1 pseudogene is annotated in these 404 nt (G+C 68.1%); it reads left to right on the plus strand.

Annotation, left to right across the window (positions count from 1 at the left end):
- Nucleotides 1-404 (plus strand): annotated as a pseudogene (locus HA630_RS27345) (class 1 fructose-bisphosphatase); the annotation flags it as partial.

Genomic DNA, 404 nt, shown 5'->3' on the forward strand with positions numbered 1-404 from the left:
GGCGACAGCGTCAACGTCCAGGGCGAAACCCAGCAGAAGCTCGACGTGATCAGCAACGAGATGTTCCTGCGCGCCAACGAATGGGGGGGCCACCTCGCCGGCATGGCCAGCGAGGAGCTGGAGGCGCCCAGCAACATCCCGGCGGCGTTCCCGCGTGGCAAGTACCTGCTGGTGTTCGACCCGCTGGACGGCTCCAGCAACATCGACGTCAACGTCTCGGTCGGCAGCATCTTTTCCGTGCTGCGCGCGCCGCAAGACGTGATCGACAGCGGCCGCGACGTGACCGAGGCCGACTTCCTGCAGCCCGGCACCCAGCAGATGGCGGCCGGCTACGCCCTCTACGGCCCCACCACCATGCTGGTGCTGACCGTGGGCACCGGCGTGTACGGCTTCACCCTGGACCC

This window comes from Aquabacterium sp. A08, assembly GCF_011742065.1.